Genomic DNA, 17,948 nt, shown 5'->3' on the forward strand with positions numbered 1-17,948 from the left:
TACACTCAATTGCAGGCACGCCTGCGGCGCCTTCCGTGACGAGGCGAAGCGGACACGGTGTCGGAAGCACAGGAGGCACTGTGCGAGCGCACAGCGATCATGGGCGATCGGAGCGGACGGTGGACCATCGTGCCCCGTCCGAGCAGCGGACGTCTGACATGTGCCGCGAACGGCGCGCTCGTGGCTGTGCACATCCGAATGCGCGCGGAACCGGCGTCGTCGCTCGGACCGGTTCGGTGAGGGCGTTCTCCCACTCACATCACTCTGGAGGTACCCCCACATGATCGGTTTCCCGGTTCCGGCCGAGGTCCTGCCGCTGCGGGCGAAGGTCGAGAAGTTCATTGAGACCCACGTCATCCCGGTGGAGCACGAACTGCACACCCGGACCCCCGAGAGCATCAAGCTGCTCAAGGACCTCGAGGAGATGGCGAAGGCCGAGGGTCTCTGGGCGCTGGGTCACCCGGCTCACCTCGGCGGCGGTGGCATGAAGATGGTCGACTACGCGTACGTCAACGAGGTGATCGGGCGCTCCATCCCGGCGCTCCAGGTGTTCGGCACCACCACCCTCCAGACCGTCCTCATGATGGACCCGGTGGCGACGGAGGAGCAGCGGGAGAAGTACGTGGTGACCGCCACGCGCGGTGACTCCCGCTGTGCCTTCGCGATGACCGAGCCGGGTCTGAGCAGCTCGGACCCCACCCAGTTCGTGACCAACGCCCACCTGGACGGCGACGAGTGGGTGCTCAACGGCCGCAAGTGGTTCATCAGCGCCGCGGCGCGCTCGATCGCGACGCTGGTCATGTGTCGCACGGAATCGCCCGACACCCCGGTGCACCAGCAGTTCAGCATGCTGATCGTGCCGAACGACACCCCCGGTTACAAGATCGTCCGGGACATCCACGTCATGGGCCTCGACGGCGTCACCTCGGGCCACTACGAGCTCGAGTTCGACAACGTCCGGGTGCCCGCGACCAGCATCCTGGGGCAGCGCGGGGAGGGCTTCGCGCTCGCGCAGCGCCGGCTCGGCCCGGGCCGCATCTTCCACTGCATGCGGTGGCTCGGGTCGGCCCAGCGTGCCTTCGACCTGCTGTGCCGGCGCGCCAACTCCCGCCTGCTCGGCGGCAAGCCGCTCGCCGAGAAGCAGCTGATCCAGAAGTTCGTGTTCGACTCCTACCAGGACATCATGGCGAGCAGGCTGATGGTTCTCGACGCGGCGGCGCGCCTCGACGCAGGCGACGAGGCGCGGGTGCAGCTGAGCTCGTGCAAGGTCCACACCGCCCAGACGGTGCACAAGGTCGTGGACCGCGCGATGCAGGTGTTCGGTGCGGAGGGCATGTCGGACCTGCAGCCCCTCGAGACGATGTACCGCGAGGCCCGCTTCGGCCGGATCGTCGACGGTGCGGACGAGGTGCACATCCAGCGCACGGCGCGGCGGATCCTGCGGGCCTACGACGAGGGTTCCGGTTGGGACTTCGCCACGCGCTAGTCGGCGGACCGACGCGCAGCCCGCCGCCCCGCGGAGGGGGCGGGCTGTGCCACCGCCCGTTGTCATGTCGAGTAAGCGGGACCTCAGAAGGAGAGTGAGCATGCGGGACGCCGTCATCGTCGATGCTGTCCGGACCCCGGTCGGGAAGCGCAATGGGTCGCTGGCCGGCTGGCACGCGGCGGACCTGTCGGCCACGGTCCTCAACGCCCTCGTCGGGCGGACCGGGATCTCCCCGGAGCAGGTGGACGACGTCGTCTGGGGCTGCGTGCGCCAAGCGGGCCACCAGGCCAACAACGTCGGACGCAACGCGGTCCTCGCCGCGGGCTGGCCGGAGTCCGTGCCCGCCACCACCGTGGACCGTCAGTGCGGCTCGTCTCAGCAGGCGGCGCACTTCGCGGCGGCCGGTCTGATCGCGGGCCACTACGATCTCGTCGTCGCGGGCGGGGTGGAGATCATGAGCGCCATCCCCGCGAACGCCGTGGCGGCGCTCCCGGAGTTCGGCAAGCCGACGAGCAAGTCCATCCGGGATCGCTACGGGGTGGACTTCCATCAGGGCGTCGGCGCGGAGAAGATCGCCGAGAAATGGGGGCTCTCGCGCCGGGCGCTCGACGAGTTCTCCGCGCTGTCGCACGAGCGGCTCGCGGCGGCCACCGACAGCGGAGCCCTGAAGAGGCAGATCCTGCCGGTCACCGGCGCGGACGGCACCGAGCTGTCCGTGGACGAGGGACTGCGCCGCGGGACCACCGCGGACAAGCTCGCCGGGCTGAAGCCGGCGTTCATGGAGAACGGGCAGATCCACGCGGGCAACTCGTCGCAGATCAGTGACGGGGCCTCCGCCCTGCTGATGACGACGTCGGAGAAGGCCGCCGAGCTCGGCCTGACCCCGCTCGCGCGAGTGCACACCGCGGTCGTCGCGGGGGACGACCCGGTTTTCATGCTGACCGCACTGATCCCGGCCACGGCCAAGGTGCTCGCGAAGTCGGGCCTGTCGATCGACGACATCGGCGCGTTCGAGGTCAGCGAGGCGTTCGCGTCCGTACCGCTGGCCTGGCTGGCCGAGACCAAGGCCGACCCAGCCCGGGTGAACGTCAACGGGGGCGCGATCGCGATCGGCCACCCGCTCGGCGCCTCGGGTGCACGGCTGATGACGACGCTCGTCCACCACATGGTCGACAACGGCGTCCGCTACGGGCTTCAGACCATGTGTGAGGGCGGCGGGCTGAGCAACGCCACCATCCTCGAGCTGCTCTAGGAGCGGTGTCGCGCCGCGGGCGACACCCGGCCGCGGCGTCTCGGCCATCCACGGCGTTCGTCGTCAACGAGGAAACGGAGTAGAACGTGGGCATCGAGCTGCTGGTGGAGATGGCGGCCGAGGGGTTCCCGGGGCGGCCCATCGTCGGTCGTCGGTCCGATGGCCTGACCCCGGAGCGCCTTCGCGCGTGGGCCGGGCGGGGTGCCGAGCTCGTCCGTGCCTCCGGGGCGGACTCTGTCGTCTACATCGCGGGCAACGGGCCGGAGTTCACGTGTGCCCTGTTCACGGCGGCGTACGCGGGTGTTCCGCTGATCCCGCTGAACTACCGGCTGGGCGCCGAGCAGCTCGAGTCGCTGCTGGACCGTCACCGCTCGGCGTACGTGATCGTGGACCGCGGGGCCGTGGCACCCGCCGTGACGGTGCCGGAGGGCTCGGTGACCGTACAGGACTGGTGGGAGGCCGTCCGCGCACCGCGACGCGCGGACGAAGCCGCGCCGGAGCCGGTGGTCGTGGACGACTCCGCACCCGCGGTGTACATCTACACCAGCGGGACGACCTCGGCCCCCAAGGGCGTGGTGCTGCGGCACACCAACCTCACCAGCTACGTGATGGGGACCACGGAGTTTGCGTCGGCGGAGGGGTCTGACGCCGCACTCATGAGCGTCCCGCCCTATCACATCGCGGCGGTGGCGAACGTGCTGACGAACCTGTACACCGGGCGCAGGTTGCTCTCCCTCGAGCGCTTCGACGCGGTCGAGTGGCTGGCGACCGTGCGCGAGGAGTCGGTCACGAGCGCGTTCGTGGTCCCCACGATGCTCGCGCGGATCGTGTCGTCGCCGGGGGACAAGGCTCTGCCCAGCCTGCGCGGGGTCTCCTACGGGGGCGCGCCGATGCCCTCGTCGGTGATCTCGCAGGCGTTGGAGCTGTGGCCGACGGTGGACTTCGTGAACGCCTACGGCCTGACCGAGACGAGTTCGACCGTGGCGCTGCTCGGACCGGAGGACCACCGCGCCGCGGTGCGCAGCGGCGACCCGGACGTCCGGGCCCGGCTGTCGTCCGTCGGCAGGCCGCTGCCCGGCATCGAGCTGGAGATCCGCGGCGAGGACGGCGAGGTGCTCGAGGCGGGTCAGGTCGGTCGCATCCACCTGACCGGCGCCCAGGTGTCCGGCGAGTACGCCGGATCCGGCCGCGCAACCGACGAGCGCTCCTACTTCGACACCCGCGACCTCGGCTACCTGGACGCGGAGGGTTACCTCTTCATCCTGGGCCGCGCGGACGACACGATCATCCGCGGCGCGGAGAACATCGCGCCCGCCGAGATCGAGGACGTGCTCGTCTCCCACCCCGCGGTGTCGGACGTCGCGGTGGTCGGGCTGCCCGACGAGGAATGGGGTCAGCGGATCGTCGCAGTGGCGACGCGGGACCCCCGTGCAGACCCGGTCGACCCTGCCGAGCTGAAGGCCTATGTGGCTGCACGGCTGCGCAGTAGCAAGACCCCGGACGAGATCGAGTTCTGGGAGGAGCTTCCCCGTACGGAGACGGGGAAGCTGGTGCGCCGAGTGGTGACCGCGAAGCTGGTGGAACGGACCGAGGCCGGAGCGTCGTGAGGGTGCTCGCGTCCGGGGTTCCTGGTGGTGTGACGTGTCGAGAGGTGAGGTGTAGTCGTGGCGGATGATCCGAGGTCGCTCTTCGGGTTGGAGGGCAAGGTCGCCCTGGTGACCGGCGGGAGCCGGGGCCTGGGTCGGGAGATGGCGCTGGGCTTCGCCCAGGCGGGTGCGGACGTGGTGGTCGCGTCGCGCAACCTCGAGTCGTGCGAGGCCACGGCCAAGGAGATCGAGCAGCTGACCGGGCGCACAGCGATGCCCTACTCGATCCACATGGGCCGGTGGGACCAGGTGGAGCCGCTCGTCGACGCCGTCTACGAACGGTTCGGCAGGCTGGACGTGCTGGTCAACAACGCCGGCGTGTCGCCGCAGTACGACAAGATCGTCGACGTCCCGGAGAAGCTCTGGGACGCGGTCCAGAACCTGAACCTGAAGGGCCCGTTCCGCCTCACGGCGGTGGCGGGCACGCGCATGGTCGAGGCCGGGGGTGGCTCGATCATTAACATCTCCAGCGTCGGGTCCATCCACCCGTCTGCCGTCATCATCCCCTATGCGGCCGCCAAGGCCGGGCTCAACAACATGACGATCGGGTTCGCCCACTCCTTCGGTCCCACGGTCCGGGTCAACTGCATCATGCCGGGCGGCTTCCGTACCGACATCAGCGCGAGCTGGGACTGGGAGTGGTACACCGAGCGCACCAAGACCTACGCCCTCGGGCGGGTGGGTGAGCCGCACGAGATCGTCGGCACCGCCCTCTACCTGGCCAGCGACGCGTCGAGTTTCACGACCGGAGCGGTGTTCCCGGTCGACGGCGGCGTCCCGACCTGAGCCGCGGCCGCGTTCGGCCAGCACCGTCCCGGCGCGCCCACCCGTGGTGGGCGCGCCGCTCGTTCGTGGAGGAGACACCGTGATAGTGGGGATGCCGTGGCCTGGGCCCGAGGTCGCCCGCGAGGCCGAACAGGCCGGCGTCGGCGCCTTCTGCGCGGGTGAGTTCGTCGACCACGAGGCGTACGCCACGCTCGCGGAGATGGTGGCGGGCTCCCAGGCCGCGCTCGTCGGACCGGCGATCGCCTACGCGTTCGCCCGGTCGCCGTACGCCCACGCCGCCGCGGTGCGCCAGCTGCACCGGGTCGCCCCGGGCCGGATCTTCCTCGGGCTGGGAACCGGGGCGTACCGGATCAACCGGGACTGGTTCGGCGTTGACGCCGACCGCCCGGTGGCGCGGATGGCGGACTGGGTCGGGGCCGTGCGGGCGTGGCTGCAGGCGGAGAACGGTGAGCGGGTCCGCTTCTCGGGTGAGTTCCTCACCATCGACGCGGACGTCCGCGCCCCGGTCCTCGGCCGACTGGATGTGCCGATCCTCCTGGCGACGGTGAACAAGCGGATGGCGCGGACGGCGGGTCGGGTGGGGGACGGGCTCATCGGCCACGGGCTGTTCACGTCGACCTGGTGGAAGGACGTCGTGCGCCCGGCCGCGGACCGCGGAGCTGCCGAGCGGACGGACGGCCGGACGGGGTTCGTGGAGCACGGCTGGGTCACGACCGCGATCGACGACGCCGCTCCCGAGCGCGCGACCCGGGACGCGAAGCGGATGATCGCCTTCTATCTCACCGTGCGCACGTACGATCCGATGGTCGAGCACCACGGTTGGGAAGGACCCGTCAGCAAGGTGCGCGCGGCGTTCGCGACCGGGGACACCGACGGCATGGCCGACGCGGTGACCGACGAGATGGTCGAGGCGATCGCCGTGTGCGGGACCACCGACGAGGCTCGAGAGATGCTGCGCCGCCGCAGGCTTGACGACGCACTGCCCCGGGACGTGGGCTATCTCGCCGCACCGTCTTTCCTGGTCTCGTGGCGACGGCGGACCGCCTACGCTCGGGCGAGCCTGCCACTGCTGACGGATCTGCAGATGAGTGTCCCGACCTGATGCAGCCGGCTCTGGCATCGACCGGGGATAATTGAGTATCCTGCTTTGGACGCCCTGCGTCGGACCATGGAGGTCGGATGAGTACGACAGACGAGTTCACCGCGCGGCTGCAGGCCTTCGTCGGCAAGGGAGAGGGACCGACGACGAGCGGGGTCGTCGACCCCACCGTGATCACCCGGCTGACCGAGGCGCTGGGTGACCGCAATCCCGTCTACTCGGACCCCTCGGCGGCCGAGAAGAGCCCCCACGGCGAGATCGTGGCCCCGGTCACCGCGCTCATGAGCTGGACCGTCGCGGCCAAGCCGCTCGGCGTTTTCGGCGTGGACGAGGCGGGCCGCGAGCATTTCCGGCTCGAGGCCGCGCCGAACGGCTCGGCGTCGGCGCGCGCGGCTGACCCGAACGGTGTCGACTGGGGCAGCTCGTTCGAGCTTCGGGAGTTCCTGAAGGCGGAGGGTTTCGTCGCCCCCGCGGTGACCAACGGGTGGTTCGAGTACGAGCGCTACCTGCGGCCCGGTGAGCGCGTCGTGGTCGGGCCGTTCACGATCGACGAGATCGTCGGGCCGAAGCGGACCGGTTTGGGTGAGGGCTACTTCATCACCCAGAGCCAGCGGGTCACCGATGCCGAGGGCGAGCTCGTCGCGGTGATCCGGCAGCGGATCCTGCGGGCGAAGCCGGTCGCCGCGGCCGCAGCCACGGAGGAGAAGGCCCCGTCCGTGCCGACTGCGGGAGGGACCGCGGGGGCCGAGGAGGCTCCCGCGCCGACCGTCGAGTGGTCGACCGAGCGGCGCCCGGGGCCCGAGCCGGGTGCCGTGTCGGTGGGGGACACCCTGCCCGCGCTGGTGGTGGAGCTCACCCCCACCGTGATCGTGGCGGGTGCGATCGCGTCCCAGGACTGGGCCCCGGTCCACCACGACACGGGCTTCGCGCGAAAGATGGGACACCCCGACGTGTTCATGAACATCCAGATGAGCACCGGTTTCGTCGGCAGGCTCATCACCGACTGGGCGGGTCCGGGTGCACTCATCGAGGCACTGGACATCCGCCTGGGCGTCCCGAACTACGCCTACGACACCATGACGATGACCGGTGAGGTCACGGCGGTGGAGCAGGTGGGTGAGCGGGTCCGCCTCACGGTTCCGGTCGTGGCGAGGAACAGCCGCGGCGTTCACATCAGTAGCACGGTCACCCTGACCGTGCCTGCCTGACGGCCGAGACTCGGCCCCACCCCACACAGAGAGGAGCATCGGCCGATGAAGGTCGGTGAGCGGTTCCGTTCGCAGGGCACGACTGCCCAGGTCATCGTCATGAAGGGCACGGACAAGGACATCCAGCTCAGCTGCGCCGGAGCGGCGATGGTCGGGTTGGGATCACCAGCCGAGGCCGCCGGGGCGCCGCCGGTCGAGACCGGTGAGCCCCTCATCGTCGGAAAGCGGTACATCGACGACGAGTCCGGTGTCGAGGTCCTGTGCACGGCAGCCGGAGGCGGGCCGCTGCAGATCGACGGTCGCACTCTCGTGACGGCCGTCGCCAAGCTCTTGCCGTCGAGCGACTGAGCGGGGCGGGCGATGAGCGAGATCACGGATCAGCAGGTGGCCGACAGGCTGCCGGACATGTGGCTGGACCGCGACAACGTCGAGTTCTACCGGGGGTTGCTGCAGCGCAGGCTGCTGATCAACCGGTGCGCGGACTGTGGGAGATGGCAGCAGCCCCCGTTCCCGATCTGCCCGAGCTGCTGGTCGGACGACGTGCGGCCCACCGAGGTCAGCGGCGAGGGGACGATCCATTCGTTCACCATCCTGCGCGCGGGTCCCCCGCTCCCGGGGGTGGACTACGCCTCAGGGCATCCGGTGGTCGTCGTGGAGCTCGCCGAGCAGCAGGGCGTCCGCGTCACCGCGACGACCGCCGACGTGGCGCACGAGGAGCTGCGGGTGGGCATGCCGGTGACGTTGACCTGGGTCGATCGCGGCGGCGAGCCGGTACCCGCCTTCCGGCCGGCGGCGAGCGCGTGAGCCGGGCGCACGAACAGGAGAGGCAGTGGGAACGATGACCGTGCGGTACCCGGTCCGGGACCAGGTCGCGATCGTGGGAGTGGGCACCACGCCGTACTCGCGTGACAGCGGCAAGAGCGAGATGGGGCTGGTGGTCGACGCCGCCCGCGCGGCGATCAAGGACGCCGGCCTCACGGCGAAGGACGTCGACGGCATCGCGGGCACGTGGGTGCGGGCCGAGCTCGCCCAGGCGGCGCTCGGGATCCCCGCCGTGAACTACTACCTGAACACGCGGCTGCCCCCGTTCAGCCAGCAGGTCGTCGCCGGTATCAATGCCGTGTTCTCGGGCCTGTGCGACACGATGCTGGTGTACCACTGCGCGTACCGGATGGGGGGAACGTCGAGGTCCGCGGGCGGTGACCCGTTCCGGGTGTCGCGCCGCGGCATGCCGCGGCCGCTCAGTCCCTTCCCGGACACGATCACCGGCGCTGCGTGCTACGCCAGCTGGGCCAACCGCTACATCGAGGAGTACGGCGCGAGCCGCGAGGACCTCGGCCGCATCGCCATCAACAACCGGACCAACGCCGGTCACAACGAGCACGCCGCGGCGCGCAAGCCACTGACCATGGACGAGTACCTCGGCGCCCGCATGGTGCGAGACCCGCTCACCGTATTCGACATGGACTACACGATCGACGGCGCGGACGCGTTCATCATCACCACCGCGGAGCGGGCGCGGGACCTGCCGCAGAAGCCCGTCATCGTGCACGCCGCCGTGCTGGGGCAGACCGACCACGGTGTCGAGGAGGACCTGCCGGACCTCACCGACACCGGGCTCAAGGTCGCGGCCGACGCGCTGTGGGCGCGCAGCGAGCTCACGCTGGACGACGTCGACGTCTTCATGCCCTACGACGGATTCTCGGTCATCACCCTGAAGTGGTTCGAGGCCATCGGCTACTGCGGCGTCGGTGAGGCGCCGGGCTTCGTCATGGACAACTGGAACGAGGACGCGGACCGCATCGAGATCCGCGGGCGGGTGTCGGTGAACCCGCACGGCGGCAGTCTGTCGGAGGGCGCGTCGCAGTCCGCGGGGCACATGCGCGAGGCGGTGAACCAGCTCCGCGGCCAGGCGAGCGGACTCCAGGTGGAGGGTGCCCGCACGGCGCTCGTGGCCCCCGGCGGGTTCTTCTACAACGCCGGAGCGATGCTCTTCCGCACCTGAGCCACGGCGCGTGGCGTTCGCTCACCGAATCGACCCGTGCGGCGGAGTGGCTCGAGGTCCCGAGAGTCGCTCAGCCGAGACGGTCTCCGAGAGAGGTCTCCCCCCATGGCCAGATCACTTCACCTGCCCGTGGACTTCGGGCACGTCCTGATGTTCCGGCGGGCGGTCGGCTACCCGGACGACGGTGTGCTCGACAGCGCGGACCCGCCTGCGCCGCCGCCGACGTTCGTGGCGTCGAGCGCGCACTTCGACGCGGACTACCCGCTGCGGCCGCGAGCCGGTGCGCCATGGCCGCCGGGCAACCGCGGCGGTGCGTCGAGCGGCGAGGAGTCGAACAGTCGGATGCTCCACGCCGAGCAGCACTACGACTTTCATCGCCAGCCCCGTGTGGGGGAGGTGCTCACCGCCGAGATCCGCGACGGTGCCACGTGGACGAAGGAGGGGCGTCAGGGGACGATGCAGTTCGCCGAGATCCTCACCGAGTTCCGCGACGAGGCAGGGGAGCCGGTCGTCACCAGCCGTGCGGTTCGGGTGACGCTCCCGCCCCAGGGACAGTCGTGACGACGCCGATCCCGTCCATCGCCACCGCGCGGCCGGGAACCTCCGTCGAGGTGGTCGTGGCCGACGGGCTCACCCGGACCCAGATCGTGCAGTATGCGGGCGCGTCCGGGGACTTCAACCCGCTCCACACGGACGAGGTGTACGCCACCGAGACCGCCGGCTACCCGGCCACCGTCGCTCACGGCATGCTGACCATGGGACTCACCGGCCGTGCCGTGACGGACTGGGTGGGGGAGGGCCGCCTCTCGTCGTTCTCGGTCCGATTCCTCTCGCCCGTCTTCCCAGGAGACGTCCTGACCACTCGAATGACCATCGAGGACAGCCGTCCGGTGGGGGACGGGACGGAGGTTCGGGTGGCCGTGGAGACGGTCAACGCCTCGGGGACCCCGGTGGTGCGCGGACTCGCGGTCGCGGTGGTGGACTGACGCACCTCGAGAGCCCGGCTTCGGTCCGGACGGGCGCTCGTCACGGGGTCTCCTGACCCAGCAGATCAGCCGAGAGGTGCCGCAGTGACGCACCTCCCGCATCGAACCGAGTGGATGGTGACGCGATGACGCTCTCCGACGTCGAGAACCAGGGCCTCGAAGGGCCCTGGGAGCAGCTGCAGGTACGCCGCGACGGCGCCGTGCTCTGGATCGAGATGAACAACCCGGCGGCGCTCAACGCGGTGAGCCCGGTCATGCAGGCCGAGCTGCACCGGGTGTGGGTCGGCTATGACAGGGACCCGTCGCTGCACGTCGCTGTCTTGATCGGTGCCGGTGAGCGGGCGTTCTGCTCGGGCGCCGACGTCGGTGCCGTGGCGGACACCGCGCGGCGGCGGACGAGCGACTACGACCGCGAGAGCAGCTTCAGCCCCGCGCACGCCGGGGTCACCAAACCCGTGATCTGCGTGGTCAACGGTGTCTGCGCGGGGGCAGGCCTGCACTTCGTGGCAGATTGCGACTTCACGATCTGCTCGGACAACGCCACCTTCGTCGACACCCACGTGAGTGTCGGGCAGGTGTCCGCCCTCGAGCCGATCGGACTCGCCAAACGGATCCCCCTCGGGTCCGTCATGCGCATGGTCCTGGTGGGTAGGAACGAGCGCGTCACGGCGCAGCGCGCCTACGAGCTGGGACTGGTCACCGAGGTGGTGCCGAAGGACCAGCTTCGTGAGCGGGCGGGCCAGCTGGCGGGGTGGGTCGCGGCAGGCTCTCCGGCGGCGATCCGGACCAGCCGGGAGGCGATCTACGACGCGACCGTGAACGACGACCTCGCCGCCCTGCGCCGCGGCTACGTCCTGCTCCGGTCGCACGCGGACCACCACCCGGACGCCCAGGAGGGCCCAAAGGCCTTCTTCGAGCGTCGCGAGCCGAAATGGGCGCCGCTCGAGGACTCGCGGTGACGGTGTCGGGGACCGGTCAGTCTCCGCCGCGGTGAGAGGGCAGTCGGCGCCGGAGCGCAGACACACGCGCCCGGCACCGACCGTGCCGGACTGCGCTCCATCCCCAGTCGCGACGACCCGGACGTGTTCCTCCGGGTCCCAGGAGCGCCCTCAGGTGCCTTGACCGGCCTCGACGCCCCGCCTACCCTTCAAAAGAGTACACTTTGACGACGTTGTTGAAGGGCTGACTGATATGCAGCACTCCACGATGGGATGTCGTGTAGGCCGATCGGGGCTCGGCGCATGACCGCCGGATCGGGCGCGGAACCGGTGCGGGCGGACCCCGCACCCCAACGTGAGGACCACAAGAGGGTGCGCCGGGCGAGCATCGCCGGCCTCGCCGGGTCCATGATCGAGTACTACGACTTCGGGTCGTACGCCTTCCTGGTCGTCTTCATCGGACCGCTGTTCTTCCCGGAAGACAACTCGCTGATCTCGATCCTCGCCACCTACGGGGTGTTCGCGGTCGGGTACTTCGCCCGTCCGCTCGGGGCGCTCTTCTTCGGTGGGTTCGGCGACCGGCGCGGCCGGCGGGCCGCTCTACTGGTCACCGTGGTCGGCATGGGGTGTGCCACCGCCGCAATGGGTGTTCTGCCGACGCACGACTCGATCGGCGTGGCGGCCCCGATCCTGCTGGTCCTCCTGCGGTTGGGGCAGGGCTTCTGCGCAGGTGGTGAGCAGGCGGGCGCGGCGACATTGATCGCGGAGTCGGGTGGCGGGCGCCGACACGGCCTGTTCCAGGCCTTCGCTCCCGCCGGGGCGACGCTGGGCAGCGCGACAGCCCCGGCCGTGGTCGGCCTCACCACCGCTGTTCTGGGCACGGACGCCATGGCCGCGTGGGGATGGCGAATCCCGCTGCTCCTCTCCGTGGTCCTGACGGTCGTCGTGCTGGTGCTTCGACTGCGGGTCCAGGAGTCCGAGGACTTCACGGCGCTCGCGAAGACCGATCGGGTGGCCCGCTCGCCCTTGCGCGGGACCGTCAAGGTGCACTGGCGTCGGATCCTGGCGGTCATCCTGCTGGCCCTGGCCGTCAACGCCCCGGGCGCTGTGTTGCTGAACTACATGAACGTCTTCCTCATCAACACGGTGCAGCTGCCCAGGACGACCGTGTTCTGGATGTCGGCCGTCTGCATCGCGCTCGGCACGTCCGGCTACTTCCTCGGGGGAATCCTGACCGACCGGTTCGGGGCGACCCGGGTCGTGGTGGGCGGCCTCGCGGCCGTGGCGGCCGTGATCTATCCGATGTTCCTGCTGGTCCAGGGAGGCCGGCCGGTGGGGTTCATCGGCGTCGTCTACACGGTGGCCCTGATCTGCTACTCGATCGCCACCACACCGGTCTACGCCATCGCCACGCGAGCCTTCCCCACGCGGTTCCGGTACTCCGGCGTGGCCGTCGGCATGAACATCGGCGGGGCGCTGGGTGCCGGCCTGGCACCCCTCGCGGCGGCATCGCTGGTCGCGTCGACCGGCAGCCCGCAGTCACCGGCCCTGCTCGTCGTCGGGGTCGCCCTACTGGGTGTCACGGTCGCGCTCGCCGTGAGCCGCTCCGCAGCCCTGCGCGGTGAGCAGTCGAGCGAGGCGGGACGCCCCTGACGGGGTCCGGTCACCCCCGTCGGTGTCTGCGGCGGCCGATCTCGTCGGCCGCCGCAGACCCGTCTCTAGGTGATGGTCGGATCGTCGGTCCCCTCGAAGACTGCGCCGTTGGCCAGCCAGTTCGCGTTGAGGGTCAGGCGGGAGCCGGGCCAGGCGGTGTTCGGGTTGTACCGCTTGCACGTCTTGTGCTTGATCTTCCAGCCGTCCGGGGTCCGGACGACCACGTCGCGGTACTCGACGTCGATGACGAGCTGGTCGGGCATCGGGCACAGCACCTTCGACCGCACCACCGCCTCGTCCTCCGACACGTCCTCGACCAGGCTGCTCACGATGATGTGCTGGAACGGGCCGTCCGCGCCGTAGACCACGACCTCCCGGAACTGCCGGATGATCTCGTCCGCGCCGACGAACGGTGAGAGCCCGCGCGGCGGGTCCAGCCGGTGGTCGCGAAAGTCCAGCACCGCATCCTCGGTGAGGATGGACCGCAGCGCGTCGAAGTCCTTATCGTCGAGGTGGAAGCCGTACCGTTCGACGGTCTCCCTGATGGCGAGCCTGTCCTCCAGAGTGCGTTTCACGGCGTCCGGGGTGGAAGCGGTCATTGCTCTCGTCCGTCCTCTCGCGAGATCATCGCACGACATCTGCGTCGTGCGGGCCCGACTCACGGCCGACGCGGGCCGAGGTGTCGCCGCCACGAGCGGCACGGCCGGCCTCCCAACGCACGACACCTCCCGCCGGCCGGCCCGTGTCGTGTCGGAGCACGAGGCGGGCCTGCCGGGGGAGGTGCGTGACGAAGTCCGGCCGCCTCACCCGGAGATAGGGCGGGACATCGGGCGGCTGTACCGAACGCACTGTGTGCAGCGCGTCCGAGGTGCGGGGAAGCTGTCGGTCAGGGCTCCAGCCCGAACGCGATCGTCGCCATCGTGCACGGCTCGTCACCGGTCTTCCAACCGTGCATCGTGCCCTCCAGCACGAAGAAGTCACCGGGCTCGAGCGTGACCTCCTCGGCCTCGAGCACGCTGACGACGGTGCCGGAGAGGATCGCGCTGAAGCTGATCGCGTCGGTGCGGTGCAGGGGTGCGTCGGTGTGCGGGGCGAACCGGCTGAAGATCCAGTTGGCGTTGCCCGGAGGCAGGCCGATGTCGAGCGCGGCCACATCGGTAGGACGATCGACCTTGGGCGGGAACTCGGTCAGGGTCCACAGTGGTGTGGTCTTCTCGATGTCGAGCTCGTCCCGCCGCGTCACGGCGGAACGCCCCTGCTCGTCGACTCCTGCGACGACCAACTTCATTGATGATCACTACCTCTCGTTCGACAGATCCGGTCGCGGACCTGGACGGTCCTGCCGGCGACCTGGGAGCGCGTGCCACGGGCGGACCCTCGAGGATCGGACAGTGGAAGGGGATCCACCCCTCAGCAGCGCGATATCAGGATACTGAGTGTGCCGGGCGCGAGCAAGGGAGAAAGGGCTCGTCAGCCCTTGGTCGCCCCGTGATCCACCTGCTCGTTCAGAGCGGGGGCCGGTGCGGCGACGGGTGCGCGGCCAATGAACGTCAGGCTCCTCGGCCGCGCCGTCCTGGCCGCCCCTCCGGTCACCGGCCGGCGCGGATCAGGTCCGCCGCACGCTCGCCGATCATGATCGCCGCGGCGTTCGTGTGCCCCGCGATCAACGACGGCATGACCGAGGCGTCGACGACACGGAGACCCTCGACGCCGTTGACACGCAGCTGCGGGTCGACCACCGCCTCCGGGTCGCTCCCCATCCGACAGGTGCCGATCGGATGATAGAGTGCACCGCTCTTCGCGCGGACCCACTCCTCCCACTCGGCGTCCGTCTGGACCGAGGGACCGGGCGCGAGCTCGGCGGTCACGAAGTCCCGGAAGGCGGGGGCCTCGGTGATCGCGCGTGCGGCGCGCGAGGCGAGGACCAGGGTGCGGAGGTCCTCGGGGGTGAGGAGCTGGTGTGAGACGTTGGGGGCGACGTCGGGATCCGTCGACCGCAGCGAGACGGTGCCCTGGGCGCGGGGGTGGCAGGCCTCGACGCCGACCGAGATGGCCGGCTCCTTCATCGGGACGACGATGCCGTTCATCAGCTGGGGGCCGCGCTTGCGCTCGATCGTCATGATGCCGAACGGCGCGAAGTACAGCTCGTAGTCGGGCTTGGCCGTGTCACCGTCGAGGTCCCCGAACACGAAGGCGTGCGTGGGCGGCGCGGTCGCCGCGCCGCGGCCGCGGAGCACGAAGTCCGCGCCACCCCTCACGACTCCCGGCAGGTTGAGCTGCATGTTCAGGGTGGGGACGGTGACGCCGAAGACCATCCGCAGGGTCGGGTGCTCCTGCAGGTTGCGACCGACTCCCGGGCTGTCCTGCAGCACGTCGATCCCGAGCGCGCGCAGCTCGTCCGCGGGCCCGATGCCCGAGAGCTGCAACAGCTTCGGGGACTCGAAGGCGCCGCCCGCGACGATCACCTCCCGACGCGCCTCGACGATCTCGTGGGCTCCCCGGCGGGTGCGGTACTCGATGCCGGTCGCCCGGCCACCCGAGAAACGTATGCGGGTGGCCAGCGCGTGGGTCTCGACGGTCAGGTTGCGCCGTCGTCTGGCCGGTCCGAGGTAGGCACGCGCGGTGCTGTGGCGCAGTCCCCGGCGCTGCGAGACCTGGACGTGCCCGACGCCGTGGGGACCCTTCCCGTTGTAGTCGGGGTTGAGCGGGTGCCCGGCTTCCTGAGCCGCCTCCACGAAGGCGTCGGTGAGCGGGTGATGCATCCGCGAGTGCGACACGTGCAGGGGGCCGTCGGCGCCCCGGTAGTGGTCACCACCGCCGGAGAAGGTCTCGGCACGCTTGAAGTAGGGGAGGACCGACTCGTAGTCCCACCCCGTCGCCCCCTCTGCGGCCCACGCGTCGAAGTCCGCCGGGGCACCGCGCGTCCACACCTGCCCGTTGACCGAGCTGGACCCGCCGACGACCTTGCCGCCCTTCCAGACCGACGGCGGTCCGGTGCGGGAGGGGTCCGGCTCCGCCGGGTACTGCCACGACGTGCTCGCGCGGATCTGTCGCATGCCGACCGGGACGTGCAGGAACGGGCTGTAGTCCCAGCCGCCCGCCTCCAGGACGAGGACCGTGGTGTCGGGGGACTCGCTCAGTCGGTTGGCCAGGACGCACCCGGCCGAGCCGGCTCCGACCACGACGTAGTCGAACACACTCACCTGCGTCGCTCTCCCTTCGTTGGGCGTCGTGGTGCCGGGTTCAGCGGCTCGCCTACTGGATGCGGCGTATCCGCAAAACAGGACACTGTACTGGTCAGGCTAGGGACGGGTCCCGACAGCGTCAAGCCGGCAGGCGGCTCCGGCCGACCGGGTCACGGCCAGCTGCGGCTCAGGGACTGCTCGCTCGAGACGGGGACGAGTTGCTGCTTGCGCGAGGGCAGGAGGTGCTCGAGCACCCGTTCGCGGATCCGCCAGCCCTGCGGGGTGCGCACGTAGCGGTCGTGGTAGCGACCCGCCTCCTGGACGATGTAGTCATTGCCCCCGAAGAGCACCTGGCCGGTGTACGAGCAGACCGCCCGCGCCTCGTCGTCGTCCAGTTCCAGGATCAACGGGCTGAGAACCAGGTGGGTGATCCGGTTGCCCCGGGCCCGGCGCGACTCCGCGTCCCCGAAGAAGGACTCCAGTTCCGCGCGACCACGCAGCACCGGGTGGTCGTTGTCGCTGCTGTCCCAGACCCCGTCGTCGGTGAACAGGTCGGCGATGTTGCCCTCGCCTCCGTCGACTCGGTAGGAGTAGCTGAGCACGAGGAGTCGGATCTCTTCGACGGCGAGGAGGTGCTCGACGGTCGTGGGGCGGAACGCGGGGGGCATGAGTACTCCTGAGAGTGGCCGACGCACGTCATCGTGCGGGGAGCCCGGAGCGGGACCCCTCAATAGAGGCTACTCTGTGAGATCTCCGCGTCGAGAGGTCAGAGTCGACCGGGTTCGACGGTCGGGTTGGCTGGAGGCAATCGTGGGGCGGATCGCAGGCAAGGTCGCGTTCATCACCGGCGCCGCGCGCGGGCAGGGGCGGAACCACGCGGTGCGGCTCGCCGAGGAGGGCGCCGACATCATCGCGATCGACACGACGCGCCCCGTCGACTCGGTGCGGTACCCGCTCGCGACGGCCGAGGACCTCGCCGAGACCGTGCGACTGGTCGAGGAGCGCGACCGACGCATCGTCAGCCGGGACGCGGACGTGCGGGACGCAACGTCGATCACGGCCGCTGTCGAGGCGGGACTCGCCGCGTTCGGGCGCCTGGACATCGTCGTGGCGAACGCGGGGATCTCCACCGCCGCGCCGCTGCTGGAGCTGTCGGAGGCGGCGTGGGACGACGTCATCGACATCAACCTGACCGGCGTGTGGAGGACCGTGAAGGCGGCCGTGCCGCACCTCGTCGCGGGCGGCCGCGGGGGGTCGGTGGTGATCACGAGCTCGCTCGCGGCCATGCGGGCCAACCGGAACGTCGGGCACTACAGCGCGGCCAAGGCCGGCCTGGTGATGCTCGCGAAGGTGCTCGCGTTGGAGCTCGCGGAACACCGGATCCGGGTCAATACCGTGCACCCCACGGCGGTCGCCACCGAGATGATCCTCAACCGTGCCACCTTCCGGCTCTTCCGGCCCGACCTCCCGAACCCGACGCGGGCGGACTTCGACGAGGTGGCCGGCCGAATGAACGCCCTCGGTGCGCCGGCCCTCGAGGTCGACGACGTGACCGACACCGTCCTGCACCTCGTGTCCGACAGTGGGCGGTACATCACGGGCACGGCTCAGGTGCTCGACGCGGGCGCCCTGCTCTGACGGTCCGAGCCGCCGTGGGCGTTCTTGTGATGAAGCAAACACCTAGTTGTCCTATCAGTTACATAG

Annotated in this window: 18 protein-coding genes; 14 read left to right on the forward strand and 4 right to left on the reverse strand. The window is 70.3% G+C overall.

All coding sequences use genetic code 11. The annotated features are described in order from the left end of the window. The first annotated feature begins 280 nt into the window (after positions 1-280). From PKE99_RS08275 to PKE99_RS08335, 13 genes are all read left to right on the forward strand, one after another. Positions 281-1,486 carry an acyl-CoA dehydrogenase family protein gene (locus PKE99_RS08275; RefSeq protein WP_197040462.1) on the forward strand — a complete coding sequence of 402 codons (1,206 nt, stop codon included), beginning with the start codon at positions 281-283 and terminating at the stop codon, positions 1,484-1,486. A 100-nt stretch (positions 1,487-1,586) separates the two neighbouring features. Next, positions 1,587-2,738 carry a thiolase family protein gene (locus PKE99_RS08280; protein ID WP_037040947.1) on the forward strand — a complete coding sequence of 384 codons (1,152 nt, stop codon included), beginning with the start codon at positions 1,587-1,589 and terminating at the stop codon, positions 2,736-2,738. An 86-nt stretch (positions 2,739-2,824) separates the two neighbouring features. Then, entirely contained in the window at positions 2,825-4,345 is a 1,521-nt protein-coding gene (locus tag PKE99_RS08285) for a class I adenylate-forming enzyme family protein (RefSeq protein ID WP_037040949.1), read from the forward strand. Between the two features lie 57 nt (positions 4,346-4,402). Next, positions 4,403-5,170 carry an SDR family NAD(P)-dependent oxidoreductase gene (locus PKE99_RS08290; protein ID WP_037040951.1) on the forward strand — a complete coding sequence of 256 codons (768 nt, stop codon included), beginning with the start codon at positions 4,403-4,405 and terminating at the stop codon, positions 5,168-5,170. Between the two features lie 79 nt (positions 5,171-5,249). Then, the gene (locus PKE99_RS08295) at positions 5,250-6,272 is read left to right on the forward strand and encodes an LLM class flavin-dependent oxidoreductase (protein WP_156067150.1); all 1,023 of its coding nucleotides are present in this window, start codon (positions 5,250-5,252) and stop codon (positions 6,270-6,272) included. Positions 6,273-6,349: 77 nt separating this feature from the next. Further along, positions 6,350-7,477: an FAS1-like dehydratase domain-containing protein gene (locus tag PKE99_RS08300; protein WP_156067152.1), complete on the forward strand. Its 1,128-nt coding sequence runs from the start codon at positions 6,350-6,352 to the stop codon at positions 7,475-7,477. 45 nt (positions 7,478-7,522) lie between these two features. Beyond that, positions 7,523-7,825, forward strand: coding sequence for a hypothetical protein (locus PKE99_RS08305; protein ID WP_037040957.1), 303 nt, complete (start codon positions 7,523-7,525; stop codon positions 7,823-7,825). Positions 7,826-7,837: 12 nt separating this feature from the next. Beyond that, entirely contained in the window at positions 7,838-8,281 is a 444-nt protein-coding gene (locus PKE99_RS08310) for a Zn-ribbon domain-containing OB-fold protein (protein WP_037040960.1), read from the forward strand. 34 nt (positions 8,282-8,315) lie between these two features. After that, positions 8,316-9,482 carry a thiolase family protein gene (locus tag PKE99_RS08315; RefSeq protein ID WP_037040963.1) on the forward strand — a complete coding sequence of 389 codons (1,167 nt, stop codon included), beginning with the start codon at positions 8,316-8,318 and terminating at the stop codon, positions 9,480-9,482. Between the two features lie 105 nt (positions 9,483-9,587). Continuing rightward, positions 9,588-10,043, forward strand: coding sequence for an FAS1-like dehydratase domain-containing protein (locus tag PKE99_RS08320; RefSeq protein ID WP_037040965.1), 456 nt, complete (start codon positions 9,588-9,590; stop codon positions 10,041-10,043). Next, complete coding sequence (locus tag PKE99_RS08325; RefSeq protein ID WP_306470733.1) at positions 10,040-10,468, forward strand: MaoC family dehydratase; 429 nt, start codon at positions 10,040-10,042, stop codon at positions 10,466-10,468. The genes PKE99_RS08320 and PKE99_RS08325 overlap by 4 nt, the downstream gene beginning before the upstream one ends. Before the next feature lie 125 nt (positions 10,469-10,593). Next, on the forward strand, positions 10,594-11,427 hold the full coding sequence (locus tag PKE99_RS08330) for an enoyl-CoA hydratase/isomerase family protein (RefSeq protein ID WP_051736788.1): 834 nt from the start codon (positions 10,594-10,596) through the stop codon (positions 11,425-11,427). 282 nt (positions 11,428-11,709) lie between these two features. Continuing rightward, complete coding sequence (locus tag PKE99_RS08335) at positions 11,710-13,059, forward strand: MFS transporter (RefSeq protein ID WP_197040464.1); 1,350 nt, start codon at positions 11,710-11,712, stop codon at positions 13,057-13,059. Between the two features lie 65 nt (positions 13,060-13,124). On the opposite strand, the gene PKE99_RS08340 is transcribed toward PKE99_RS08335, so the two are convergent. The 4 genes from PKE99_RS08340 to PKE99_RS08355 form a co-directional block, all read right to left on the reverse strand. Further along, positions 13,125-13,634 carry a nuclear transport factor 2 family protein gene (locus PKE99_RS08340; protein WP_271214859.1) on the reverse strand — a complete coding sequence of 170 codons (510 nt, stop codon included), beginning with the start codon at positions 13,632-13,634 and terminating at the stop codon, positions 13,125-13,127. A 311-nt stretch (positions 13,635-13,945) separates the two neighbouring features. After that, positions 13,946-14,347, reverse strand: a complete 402-nt coding sequence (locus PKE99_RS08345) for a cupin domain-containing protein (RefSeq protein ID WP_051736791.1) — start codon at positions 14,345-14,347, stop codon at positions 13,946-13,948. A 301-nt stretch (positions 14,348-14,648) separates the two neighbouring features. Next, entirely contained in the window at positions 14,649-16,262 is a 1,614-nt protein-coding gene (locus PKE99_RS08350) for a GMC family oxidoreductase (protein ID WP_197040465.1), read from the reverse strand. Positions 16,263-16,414: 152 nt separating this feature from the next. Beyond that, the gene (locus PKE99_RS08355) at positions 16,415-16,912 is read right to left on the reverse strand and encodes a nuclear transport factor 2 family protein (protein WP_037040972.1); all 498 of its coding nucleotides are present in this window, start codon (positions 16,910-16,912) and stop codon (positions 16,415-16,417) included. 142 nt (positions 16,913-17,054) lie between these two features. On the opposite strand from PKE99_RS08355, the gene PKE99_RS08360 reads away from it, so the two are divergent. Continuing rightward, positions 17,055-17,882 carry a mycofactocin-coupled SDR family oxidoreductase gene (locus PKE99_RS08360; protein ID WP_037040975.1) on the forward strand — a complete coding sequence of 276 codons (828 nt, stop codon included), beginning with the start codon at positions 17,055-17,057 and terminating at the stop codon, positions 17,880-17,882. Positions 17,883-17,948: the final 66 nt, after the last annotated feature.

This window comes from Pseudonocardia halophobica (genome assembly GCF_027922425.1).
GTDB classification, from domain to species: domain Bacteria; phylum Actinomycetota; class Actinomycetes; order Mycobacteriales; family Pseudonocardiaceae; genus Pseudonocardia; species Pseudonocardia halophobica.

Bases quoted from the DNA above. Each gene is read 5' to 3' on its own strand.
- PKE99_RS08275 (WP_197040462.1), top strand. From the start codon at position 281: ATGATCGGTTTCCCGGTTCCGGCCGAGGTCCTGCCGCTGCGGGCGAAG.
- PKE99_RS08280 (WP_037040947.1), top strand. From the start codon at position 1,587: ATGCGGGACGCCGTCATCGTCGATGCTGTCCGGACCCCGGTCGGGAAG.
- PKE99_RS08300 (WP_156067152.1), top strand. From the start codon at position 6,350: ATGAGTACGACAGACGAGTTCACCGCGCGGCTGCAGGCCTTCGTCGGC.
- PKE99_RS08305 (WP_037040957.1), top strand. From the start codon at position 7,523: ATGAAGGTCGGTGAGCGGTTCCGTTCGCAGGGCACGACTGCCCAGGTC.
- PKE99_RS08310 (WP_037040960.1), top strand. From the start codon at position 7,838: ATGAGCGAGATCACGGATCAGCAGGTGGCCGACAGGCTGCCGGACATG.
- PKE99_RS08315 (WP_037040963.1), top strand. From the start codon at position 8,316: ATGACCGTGCGGTACCCGGTCCGGGACCAGGTCGCGATCGTGGGAGTG.
- PKE99_RS08320 (WP_037040965.1), top strand. From the start codon at position 9,588: ATGGCCAGATCACTTCACCTGCCCGTGGACTTCGGGCACGTCCTGATG.
- PKE99_RS08330 (WP_051736788.1), top strand. From the start codon at position 10,594: ATGACGCTCTCCGACGTCGAGAACCAGGGCCTCGAAGGGCCCTGGGAG.
- PKE99_RS08335 (WP_197040464.1), top strand. From the start codon at position 11,710: ATGACCGCCGGATCGGGCGCGGAACCGGTGCGGGCGGACCCCGCACCC.
- PKE99_RS08345 (WP_051736791.1), bottom strand. From the start codon at position 14,347: ATGAAGTTGGTCGTCGCAGGAGTCGACGAGCAGGGGCGTTCCGCCGTG.
- PKE99_RS08355 (WP_037040972.1), bottom strand. From the start codon at position 16,912: ATGCCCCCCGCGTTCCGCCCCACGACCGTCGAGCACCTCCTCGCCGTC.